This window comes from Streptomyces sp. NPDC043427, from assembly GCF_056436655.1.
The window spans coordinates 1-10,356 of the sequence record NZ_JBWKCC010000055.1; the positions used below are offsets into that span (position 1 = coordinate 1).

Sequence of the window (10,356 nt, forward strand, 5' to 3'; positions counted from 1 at the left end):
TTTCCTCTCTCTCTCCCCCCCCCCCCCCCCCCACCCCCCCCCCCCCCCCCCCCCACCACCCCCCCCCCCCCCCCCCCCCCCCCCCCCCCCCCCCCCCCCCCCCCCCCCCGCGGTCGCTTCCTGCGTCGGTTTCGTCCTCATCGGCATGCTCCAGGCGCTCTACGGCCCGTCCGTCCCGGGCCTGCGCGAGGAATACGGCCTGTCCCCCTCGGCCGCCGGACTCGGCCTGAGCCTGCACTTCGCAGGGGGCGTCGCCGGAGTCCTCGCCTTCAACGCCGTCCACGCCCGGATCAGCAACAGGACGCTGCTCGCGGCGAGCTACGGCCTCATGGCAGCGGGCGGCGCCGGCTTCGCGTGTGCCCCGAACTGGCCACTGGCCCTCGCCGCCGCCTTCCTCTGCGGCCTCGGCTTCGGCGGCATCGACTACGGCCTCAACCAGCTCTTCGCGGTCGGCTTCGGCGAGAAGTCCACGGCCATGCTGAACGTCCTCAACGCCCACTTCGGCATCGGCGCGGTGCTCGGCCCGGCGGTCGTGGCATGGGTCGGCCCCGACGGGTACGCGTACGCCTTCGGGGTGTGCGCGGTGCTCGCCATGGCGCTGGTGGCGCTGGGGTCGAACGGCGTACGGACACCGCGCCACGAAGACGCGCCGAGCGCTCCCGGCCGCGGACTCGGGCTGTCCCGCGTCCTGGTCGGCTTCCTCGCCCTCTACATCCTCAACGTGGCCGTCGAGGCGGGAGTCGGCGGCTGGGAGCCCACCCATCTGGAGACCGTCGGCTACAGCGCGACCGCGGCCGCGTCGGCGACCTCGGTGTACTGGCTGATGATGACGGCGGGCCGCTTCCTCGTCGTCCCGCTCACACTGAAGCACTCCCCCGAGCGCATCCTGACGGTCTGCGCGGCCGGAATGACGGCCTGTCTGGTTCTAGCCCTTGTAAAAGGTGTGGCGCCGGTGGCCTACGCGGGTGTTGGGTTGTTCATCGCACCGGTCTTCCCCACCGGCCTGCCGTGGCTCAACCGCGCCCTTCCGCAGGCGAGCCGGGCCGGTGCCTGGGTGATCGCCGCGTCGATGGTGGGCGGCGTCGCCGCGCCGCCGCTGCTGGGCGCGGGCATCGAGGCCTCGGGCATCCACGCGGTACCCCTGCTGCTCGCCGGCCTCTCCGCGGCCTCCCTGGCAGCGACCGTCTGGCTGATCACACTGACCCGGAGGTATGCCGAGTGACCGGCAGTAACGCGAGTGCGGCTGGAGGGCCCCGGAGGCGAACCGCACAACAAATCGAAGTCCGCGGCCTGTCCCGCACCTTCCACACGACCGTCCGCCGTCCCGGGTTCGCCGGAGCGCTCAGATCCCTCGTCAACCCGGAGAAGGTCGCCAAGCACGCCGTCTCCGACATCACCTTCGACGTCGCGCAAGGCGAGCTCCTCGCCCTGCTCGGCCCGAACGGTGCCGGGAAGTCCACGACCATCAAGATGCTCACCGGCATCCTCACCCCCACCTCCGGCACGGCGCGCGTCGCGGGCGTGGTGCCGTACGAGGAGCGCGAGCGCAACGCCCGCAACATCGGCGCCGTGTTCGGGCAGCGCACCCAGCTGTGGTGGGACCTGCCGGTGCGCGAGTCGTTCGCGATCCTGCGGGACATCTACGAGGTGCCGAAGGCCGAGCACACGGCCCGGCTGAAGGAGTTCGACGACCTCCTCGACCTGTCGTCGTTCTGGGACACTCGCGTCCGCCACCTCTCCCTCGGGCAGCGGGTGCGCTGCGATCTCGCGGCGGCGCTGCTGCACGACCCGCCCGTGGTCTTCCTCGACGAGCCCACCATCGGCATGGACGTGGTGGTCAAGGAGCAGGTCCGGGAGTTCCTGCGCCACCAGGTCGCCGAGCGCGGCCGTACGGTGCTGCTGACCACGCACGACATGACCGAGGTCGAGCGGCTCGCCGAGCGAGTCGTCCTGATCAACCACGGCCGGCTCGTCCTCGACGGCACCCTCGACGAGATCCGCCGCCGGTTCGGCTCGACCTGGCAGCTGCGGGCGACTCTCGCCGACCCGCACATCGAGGTCGTACCGCTGCCGGGTGTCGCGCTGGTGCGGCGGGAGGGGCCTCAGGTGGTCTTCGGGCCGGAGGGCCCGGGCCCGGACGCGCTCTCGGTCCACCAGGCGCTGAAGCTGGTCATCGAGCGGTACGAGCTCACGGGCATCGCCATCGACGAGGCGGACCTGGAGGACGTGATGCGGGCGGCGTACGTGCACGCGGAGGCGGTCTGATGGCGCTCCCCCACGCCTGGCGCGTCGGCCGCGTCACCCCGCTCGGCGAGTTGCACACTCCGCCCCGCATGACCGCCGCGCTGCTCCGGCTGACCGTGCAGATCGTGCTGGTGGCGTCCCTGTGGCACGGCCTGTACGCGGCGACCGGCACGACCGCGGGGCTCGACCGCGATCAGGCCGTCACGTACGCGGTGCTGGCCGTCCTCGCCTCCCGGCTGCGGGATATCGACCAGTACGCGGCCCGCGACACCGTGATCCAGCACATGCACTTCGGCACGATCGTCTACTGGTACCTGCGCCCGCTGCCGCCCCAGCGCTACTACGCGCTGCGCGCCCTGGGCGAGCAGCTGTACGGGCTGGCCTGGTCGCTCGCCGGGTACGCGGTGTGTCTCGCCTTCGGGGTGGTGCAGCCGCCCGGGTCGGCGGCCGTGGCGGGGGTGTTCGCTCTGAGTCTGCTGCTGGGCCAGTGGGTCCTGTACTACGTCATGCTCGTCATCGACCAGCTGTGCTTCTGGACGCTGCGCAACGGCGCCGCGCTGCTCATCCTGATCTTCGCGCAGAACCTGCTGTCCGGGGTGTACGCGCCCCTGTGGTTCTTCCCGGACTGGTTCATCACCCTCAGCTCCTTCCTGCCCTTCCAGGCGACGCTGAGCGTGCCGCTGTCGCTGTACGTGGGCCGTATCCCCCTCTCGGACGCCGCCTTCCAGCTCTCCGTCCAGGCCGGCTGGATCGTCCTGCTGGCCCTGTTCACCCGGTTCCTGTGGCGGCGGGCCGCCCGTCGTGTCATCTCCCAGGGAGGCTGAGGCCCGTGAACGCCGTCCGGATCGCGTGGCGCATCACGCGTCTCAACTTCCGTGCCCAGCTGGAGTACCGCGCCGAGTTCCTGATGATGGTCGCGGTCGGCGCGATCTGGCAGGTGTCGGTGCTCGTGTTCGCCACGGTGCTGCTCACCCGGTTCACCGGGATGGGCGGCTGGGACAGCTCGGAGGTCCTGCTGATCCCGGCGACGCGCATGCTTGCGCACGGGCTGTTCGTCCTGGTCCTCGGGCGGATGCACGGCCTCGGCCGGCACATCCAGGAGGGCGTGATCGACACCTACCTGGTCCGTCCGATGCCGGTCCACCGCCAGATCCAGCTGCAGTTCTTCCCCACCAACGCCATCGGCGACCTCACGGTGGCCGTCGGCCTGATGGTCGGCGCGCTCAGCCGCAGCGACCTGGACTGGACGGCGGGCCGGGTCACGTACCTGATCGCCGCCGTGCTCGGCGGCATGCTCCTGGAAGCCGCCCTGTTCACCGTGGTGGCCTGCGCCTCGCTGCGCTTCCCGGCCGCCGACTACTGGGGCCGCTGGCTGGAGGAACTCCTCGGCACGTTCGGCAGCTACCCGCTGAACGTCCTGCCGAGGGCGGTGGGCGGCCTTCTGACCTACGGCCTTCCGCTCGCCTTCGTCGCCTACTTCCCGGCCGCCGTCCTCACCGGCCACGGCCACGACACCGCAGCGCCGTACTGGCTGGCCGCCGCATCCCCCCTGCTGGGCCTGCTCGCCTACCTGGCGGCACGGCTGCTGTGGCGGTGGAGCCTGGGCCACTACACGGGTGTGAACGGGTGACGCCCGACCACCCCGCCCTTGTTGGAACATCCTGACAAAGCCATTGACACCGTCGGCGGGCGGTTCCACAGTACGTGTCACTAGAGCGCACTAGTGAAGCGCTCTACCGGGCCCCGGCATGCCCCACCCTCTCCCCAGCACAGCGAGGTGCCACGGACATGTACAGACATCGCCGAGCCGCCACCCTGACCGCCACGGTCCTCGTCGGCACGCTGTTCGCGGCCGGCTGTTCCAGCAGCTCCGGGGGCAAGAAGTCCGAGGAGGGCGGTGGCGCCGCCGCGGCGGGCAAGGCCACCACCCCGCGCATGACCGTGGCCATGGTCACCCACGCCTCCCCCGGCGACACGTTCTGGGACCTCGTCCGCAAGGGCGCGCAGGCCGCCGCGGCCAAGGACAACATCAAGCTCGTCTACTCGTCCGACCCGAACGCCGGCAACCAGGCCGGCCTCGTGCAGAACGCCATCGACCAGAAGGTCGACGGCATCGCGCTCACCGCGGCCAAGCCCCAGGCGATGAAGACGTGATCGCCAAGGCCACGGCGGCCGGCATACCGGTCGTCGGCTTCAACTCCGGGGTGGGCAACTGGAAGGAGCTCGGCTTGCTCGAGTACTTCGGCCAGGACGAGAACATCGCAGGGCAGGCGTTCGGGCAGCGTCTGAACCAGCTCGGCGCCAAGCACGCCCTGTGCGTCATCCAGGAGCAGGGGCAGGTCGCCCTGGAGGCCCGCTGCGCCGGCCTGAAGAAGGGCTTCAGCGGCAAGACCGACAACCTCTACGTGAACGGCACCGACATGCCCTCGGTGAAGTCGACGATCACCGCGAAGCTCAAGCAGGACTCCTCGATCGACCAGGTCGTCACCCTCGGCGCCCCCATCGCGCTGACCGCCGTGCAGTCGCTGTCCGACGCGGGCGCGAAGGCGAAGGTGGCGACCTTCGACCTCAACAGGGGGCTGGTCAAGGCCGTCCAGGGCAGCGCGGTCGAGTTCGCCGTGGACCAGCAGCCCTACCTTCAGGGCTACCTCGCCGTGGACGCGCTGTGGCTGTACAAGACCAACGGCAATCAGCGGGGGCGGCACCGCACCCGTCCTGACGGGTCCGGCCTTCATCACCAAGGACAACGTCGACACGGTCGCCGGGTTCGCCGCGAAGGCAACGCGCTGACCGCGCAGACATCCCGGCACAGCGGGCCGCCGCGCACCGGCGCTCAGCCCGTCGGCGGCGGCCCGCTGGTCCCCCGTACCACCAGCTTCGGGTCCAACACCGCTTCGCGCGGCTCCAGCTCGGGCGTCTCCAGGCGCTCCACGGCGAACCGCACCGCGTGCTCCGCCATGAGCACCGCGTCCTGGCGGACGGTGGTCAGGCCGATCGGCATCAGGTGGGAGAGGTGGCTGTCGTCGTACCCGACGACGGACAGGTCGCGCGGGACCTCGACGCCGGCCCGGGTCAGGGACATCAACAGGCCCATCGCGCTGCGGTCGTTGCCCGCGAGGACCGCCGTCGGCAGCGGCTGCCCCTGGTCGCGCTCCGCCAGCAGGAGACGGCCGGCCTCGATGCCGGACTGCTCCGTGTGGTCGCCGGGGACGACCCGCATCGCGGACTCCAGCCCGTGGCGCCGCATCGCCGCCCGGTAGGCGCGCCGCCGCTCGGCCGAACCGGGACCGCGGCCCCCGTCGAGGTGCACGATCCGCCGGTGCCCGAGTTCGACGAGGTGATCCATGGCCTGCCGTACGCCCTTGCCCTCGGCGCTGTGGACGAAGTCCACGCGGGCACGCGGGGCGCGGCGGCCGACCGAGACGGTCGCGGCGCGGTGCCCGAGTTCGTCGAGGTACGCCGGGTCCGCGTCGGGGGCCAGCAGGATCAGCCCCTCGCAGCGGTGGCTGAGCAGCGCCTCGATGGCCTTGGCCTCACTGCGGCCCAGGGTGGTGGCGGAGAGCAGGACGTCGTAGCCGAGCCGTTCGGCCTCCGGGTAGATCCCCTCGATGAGGTCCGTGTGGAAGGTCTGGTGCACGATGAACATCACGCCGAGCGTGCGGCTGCGGCCGCGCGCGAGCAGCCGGGCCGCGCTGTCGGGGCGGTAGCCGATCTGGTCGGCGACCCGCAGCACCCGCTCCCGGGTCTCCTCGCTCGCCCCCGGCTGGTTGCGGAACACGATCGAGACGAGCGCCCGGGAGACACCGGCCTTCTCGGCGACGTCCGCCATCGTGGGCCGCTGCTTCCCCGACGCATTCACCTGTGAACCCACCCTCCGACGCCGTCCATGAGATGAACCGGGGTCATCGTACTCGGGCTGGACCGCTCTAGTAGCGCGCGGCAGAAGGACAGTCCGCCGGTCAGGACGTGGGTGAGCGGCGGATCGGGGTGAACTGGGCGGCCAGGGCGATCAGTACGCATGAGGCGCCGGCGAGGAGGGCGACGGGTGCGGTGCCGTGGTGCCCGGCCGCCCAGGTGAGGACGGCCGCGCCGATGGGGGCCGCCGAGTATTGAAGGGTCCAGAACGCCGAGGTGACCCGGCCGAGCAGCGGCTCGGGGGTGACCTCCTGACGCAGGGACATGGAGCAGGTGCCCGCCACGGCCACGCAGGCCAGGAAGGCCGCGCTGAGGGCGGCCACCACGGGCACGTCACGCGTCCAGCCCAGTCCGGCGAAGGCCAGCCCGCACACCGCGGTCGCACCGCTCCAGGTCGTGCCGAAGCCGAGCCGGCGGCGGATGCGGGCCACGAGCAGCGAACCGGCGACGGTGCCGAGCGCGCCGACCGCCATGACGGTGCCGACGGTGCCGTCGTCGTGGCCGAGGTCGTGCTTGAGGTGGTAGATCACCAGGTCGGTCAGGCCGAGGGTGAAGAAGCTGAAGACGAACAGCAGGACGGTCAGCGTGCGCAGCACGGGGTGCCCGTACAGGAACCTCACCCCGGCCCGCAGGTCCTGCCACAGCCCGGTCCGCCCGGGAGCCCGTTCGTCGCCCGCCGGCTGCTCGTCGTCCGCGGGGCGCCGCCGCAGTCGTACGACGGCAAGGCAGGCCGCCGAGACGCCGAAGCTGGCCGCGTCCACACCGACCGCGGCGGCCGGACCGGTCCAGGCGGCGACCAGTCCCGCGCCCAGGGGACCGAGGACGCCCGCCGCGGCGGCGGTCGCGTTGAGGCGCCCGTTGGCCTCGGTGAGCCGGGCGGTGCCGACCAGGCCCCGCACGACAGTGACGTAGCCGACGGCGAACAGCATGCCGACGGCCTCGCCCAGCGGCAGGATGACGTACAGCAGCCAGACGTGCGGCCCGAAGAGCCACACCAGCGGGATCGTCCCGTAGAGCACCATGCGTACGAGGTCGCAGCCGATGAGCAGCCTGCGCCGGTCGACCCGGTCCACCACGGCCCCGGCGAACACCGCCGCCACGACCGAGGCCGCCCCGCCGACGGCCGTCAGCAGACCCATCCGGGCGATCGAACCCGTGGCCTCCAGCACCAGCAGGGGCAGCGCGATCAGGGCGAAGGAGTCGCCGAGGAAGGAGAGGGTCTGCGCGGCCCAGAAGACGCCGAAGTCCCTTTGCTTCCACAGGGGTTGTGTGAGCGACGGGTCGGCGTGCCGGGTCTCGTCGAGCGGCTCGTCCGCTTCACGCGCCTCGTATGTCACTTCGGCCCCTCCCCGAATCCCCGGCAACCTTATGCCGCCCGATGACGACGTACGGCGGAAGCACCCGCGCCCCCCACCCCTGCGAGAAAAGTCATGCCGCACGGGTCAACATCCTCGCGCGGGCGTGCCGTTGCACGGCATCGGTTTCCCCTCACACTTCGTCGTCGGGCAGGTGCCGTCGTCGATGAAGGCGAACCTGAAGCGGTTCTCCGTCCTCGGCCTGGAGGTCTCCGTCACCGAGCTCGACGGCACGGGCTCAACCCGAACGCGTGACCCAGGGCCTCTCGTTTGGATCATGCCGGGCTCGCGGGCCCCGGTGCCTGATCCGGCCTGATCCAAACGAAAGGCCCTAGCCTCGGAGACATGAGCACAGCCGTCGTCGTGGGAAGCGGGCCCAACGGTCTCGCGGCGGCCGTCCGCCTCGCCCTCGCGGGGGTGGAGGTCACCGTTCTGGAGGCGGCCTCGACGATCGGTGGCGGCACCCGCACCAGCGAGCTGACACCGGGCCTGCTGCACGACCACTGCTCGGCCACGCACCCCATGGCGGTGGGCTCCCCCTTCCTGCGGACGCTGGACCTGGGCCGCCACGGCCTGCGCTGGTGTCTGCCGGAGATCGACTGTGTGCATCCCCTGGACTCGGGCGAGGCCGGGGTGCTGCACCGGTCGGTTCGGGAGACGGCGGACGGCCTCGACCCGGTCGACGGGCGGCGGTGGCGGCGGCTGTTCGGGCCGCTCGCCGAGGGGTTCGACGCGCTGGCGGAGGACTTCCTGGGCCCGCTCACGCGCGTACCGCGCCATCCGCTCCGCCTGGCGCGCTTCGGCACGGCGGCCCTGCTGCCCGCGACCGCCGTGGCCCGCGTATGGCGTTCGGACACGGCCCGGGCGCTCTACGGCGGGGCCGCCGCGCACGCCTTCCGGCCGCTCGACCGGCCGGCGACGGCCGCCATCGGCATGTCGATCATCGCGGCGGGACACCGTCACGGCTGGCCGGTCGCGGCGGGCGGCTCCCGGGCGATCACGGACGCGCTGGCGGCCCTGCTGGGCGAGCTCGGGGGCCGGATCGAGACCGGCGTGCGCGTGCGCTCCCGGGACCGGTTGCCCCCGGCCGACGTGGTCCTGTTCGACCTCGCGCCGGGCGCGGTCGCGGACATCCTCGGCGACCTGCTGCCACCCCGGATCGCGCGCGCCTACCGGCGGTACCGGTACGGGCCCGGCGCGTTCAAGGTCGACTTCGCCGTCGAGGGCGGTGTGCCGTGGACGCACGAGGCGGCCCGGCGGGCGGGCACCGTGCACCTCGGCGGCACCTTCGAGGAGGTCGCCGCCGCCGAACGCGCGGTCCACGCCGGTCGCATGCCGCGGCGGCCCTTCATGCTGGTCGGCCAGCAGTACCTGGCCGATTCCGGCCGCTCGAACGGCGACGTACATCCCGTGTGGACGTACGCGCACGTGCCGTACGGCTACGACGGAGACGCGACCGAGGCGATGGTGGGCCAGATCGAGCGGTTCGCCCCGGGCTTCCGTGAGCGGGTCGTCGGCAGGGCGGTGCGCGGGCCCGCCGCACTCGAGGCGTACAACCCGAACCACGTCGGCGGTGACATCGTCACCGGCGCCAACACCGTCCGCCAGCTCCTGTCCCGCCCACGTCTCGCCCTGGACCTGTACGGCACCGGCGTCCCGGGCATGTACCTCTGCTCCGCCGCCACCCCGCCGGGCGCCGGCGCCCACGGCATGTGCGGAGCGCACGCGGCGGCGTCGGCACTGCGGTATCTGGGGCGCTCCTGAGGGTGCTCGCAGGGGTGCCCCTTCCGTGGCTCAAAACCCTTTCAAATACCCGTGATTCGCAGGGCTATGCACGATCCTTCGCGTCTGGAGGGCTGTGGCTCGTGACCTTCCCCCAGGCTTTGTTACGGGGGCGGAGGGTGGGTTAGCCTGCGGCGTATTTCTCATCGCGTAGATCCGTGAACTGCACAAACGCATGCACGGCTGCCGGGTCGTCCATCGGCCCGGAGGGGTTCCGAGTCCTCGGCCGAGGACTCTTGGGGAGCGGAACGAGGGTGCGCATGACCAGCAACAGCACCGGAGTCGTCGATGCCACCTGGGGCGATCAGGAGTTGCGGCGGCTCCTGGCGGGCCTGACGGCCGTTCGGGACGGCGACTTCGGCACTCGTCTGCCGGACGACGCCGACGGCCTGATGGGCGACATCGCCAAGGTCTTCAACGGCATGGTGGACCAGTTGTCCGTGTTCACCTCCGAGGTCACCCGGGTGGCCAGGGAGGTCGGAACCGAGGGGACGCTGGGCGGGCAGGCGGAGGTGCCGGGCGTCTCGGGCACCTGGGCCGACCTGACGGACTCGGTCAACGCCATGGCGGGCAACCTGACCACCCAGGTCCGCGACATCGCCCAGGTGGCGACGGCGGTGGCCAAGGGCGACCTCTCGCAGAAGATCGACGTGGACGCGCGCGGCGAGATCCTGCAGCTGAAGGAGACCGTCAACACGATGGTCGACCAGCTCTCGGCGTTCGCCGACGAGGTCACCCGGGTCGCCCGCGAGGTCGGCAGCGAGGGGCGGCTCGGCGGACAGGCCCAGGTACCGGGCGTGGCCGGGGTCTGGCGCGATCTGACGGACTCCGTGAACCACATGGCGGGCAACCTCACGAGCCAGGTCCGCTCCATCGCCCAGGTGACCACGGCGGTCGCGCAGGGCGACCTCTCGCAGAAGATCACCGTCGACGCGCGCGGCGAGATCCTCGAACTCAAGAGCACGATCAACACGATGGTCGACCAGCTCTCCGCCTTCGCCGACGAGGTCACCCGCGTCGCCCGCGAGGTCGGCACCGAGGGACGCCTCGGCGGACAGGC

General features: G+C 71.9%; 9 protein-coding genes and 1 pseudogene. 8 read left to right on the forward strand and 2 right to left on the reverse strand.

The genetic code is table 11. The features are described from left to right. The 5 genes and pseudogenes from AC067M_RS45045 to AC067M_RS45065 all read left to right on the forward strand — a co-directional run. Positions 1-1,222: MFS transporter (locus AC067M_RS45045; RefSeq protein WP_478702794.1), on the forward strand; the 1,222-nt coding region annotated here is incomplete at its 5' end. Further along, a complete protein-coding gene (locus AC067M_RS45050) occupies positions 1,219-2,265 on the forward strand; it encodes an ABC transporter ATP-binding protein (RefSeq protein ID WP_478702795.1) in 1,047 nt (348 codons plus the stop codon). The genes AC067M_RS45045 and AC067M_RS45050, both read left to right, overlap by 4 nt. Then, positions 2,265-3,068 carry an ABC transporter permease gene (locus AC067M_RS45055; RefSeq protein WP_478702796.1) on the forward strand — a complete coding sequence of 268 codons (804 nt, stop codon included), beginning with the start codon at positions 2,265-2,267 and terminating at the stop codon, positions 3,066-3,068. The genes AC067M_RS45050 and AC067M_RS45055 overlap by 1 nt, the downstream gene beginning before the upstream one ends. A 5-nt stretch (positions 3,069-3,073) precedes the next feature. After that, positions 3,074-3,874 (forward strand): ABC transporter permease, encoded by an 801-nt coding sequence (locus AC067M_RS45060; protein ID WP_478702797.1) that lies wholly within the window; start codon positions 3,074-3,076, stop codon positions 3,872-3,874. Positions 3,875-4,032: 158 nt separating this feature from the next. Continuing rightward, positions 4,033-5,034: pseudogene (locus tag AC067M_RS45065) on the forward strand (substrate-binding domain-containing protein). A 43-nt stretch (positions 5,035-5,077) separates the two neighbouring features. Here AC067M_RS45065 and AC067M_RS45070 read toward each other — a convergent pair. Together AC067M_RS45070 and AC067M_RS45075 are read right to left on the reverse strand one after the other, a co-directional pair. Next, a complete protein-coding gene (locus AC067M_RS45070; RefSeq protein WP_478702798.1) occupies positions 5,078-6,073 on the reverse strand; it encodes a LacI family DNA-binding transcriptional regulator in 996 nt (331 codons plus the stop codon). Positions 6,074-6,203: 130 nt separating this feature from the next. Then, positions 6,204-7,496: an MFS transporter gene (locus tag AC067M_RS45075; protein WP_478702799.1), complete on the reverse strand. Its 1,293-nt coding sequence runs from the start codon at positions 7,494-7,496 to the stop codon at positions 6,204-6,206. A 31-nt stretch (positions 7,497-7,527) separates the two neighbouring features. Here AC067M_RS45075 and AC067M_RS45080 point away from each other — a divergent pair, with 31 nt between their 5' ends. The 3 genes from AC067M_RS45080 to AC067M_RS45090 form a co-directional block, all read left to right on the forward strand. Beyond that, positions 7,528-7,830 (forward strand): endo-1,4-beta-xylanase, encoded by a 303-nt coding sequence (locus AC067M_RS45080; protein ID WP_478702800.1) that lies wholly within the window; start codon positions 7,528-7,530, stop codon positions 7,828-7,830. A gap of 29 nt (positions 7,831-7,859) precedes the next feature. Further along, the gene (locus tag AC067M_RS45085) at positions 7,860-9,278 is read left to right on the forward strand and encodes a phytoene desaturase family protein (RefSeq protein ID WP_478702801.1); all 1,419 of its coding nucleotides are present in this window, start codon (positions 7,860-7,862) and stop codon (positions 9,276-9,278) included. Positions 9,279-9,556: 278 nt separating this feature from the next. After that, a partial coding sequence (locus tag AC067M_RS45090) for a HAMP domain-containing protein (RefSeq protein ID WP_478702802.1) occupies positions 9,557-10,356 on the forward strand: 800 nt, incomplete at its 3' end.

Bases quoted from the DNA above. Each gene is read 5' to 3' on its own strand.
- AC067M_RS45055 (WP_478702796.1), top strand. From the start codon at position 2,265: ATGGCGCTCCCCCACGCCTGGCGCGTCGGCCGCGTCACCCCGCTCGGC.
- AC067M_RS45070 (WP_478702798.1), bottom strand. From the start codon at position 6,073: ATGGCGGACGTCGCCGAGAAGGCCGGTGTCTCCCGGGCGCTCGTCTCG.
- AC067M_RS45080 (WP_478702800.1), top strand. From the start codon at position 7,528: ATGCCGCCCGATGACGACGTACGGCGGAAGCACCCGCGCCCCCCACCC.
- AC067M_RS45085 (WP_478702801.1), top strand. From the start codon at position 7,860: ATGAGCACAGCCGTCGTCGTGGGAAGCGGGCCCAACGGTCTCGCGGCG.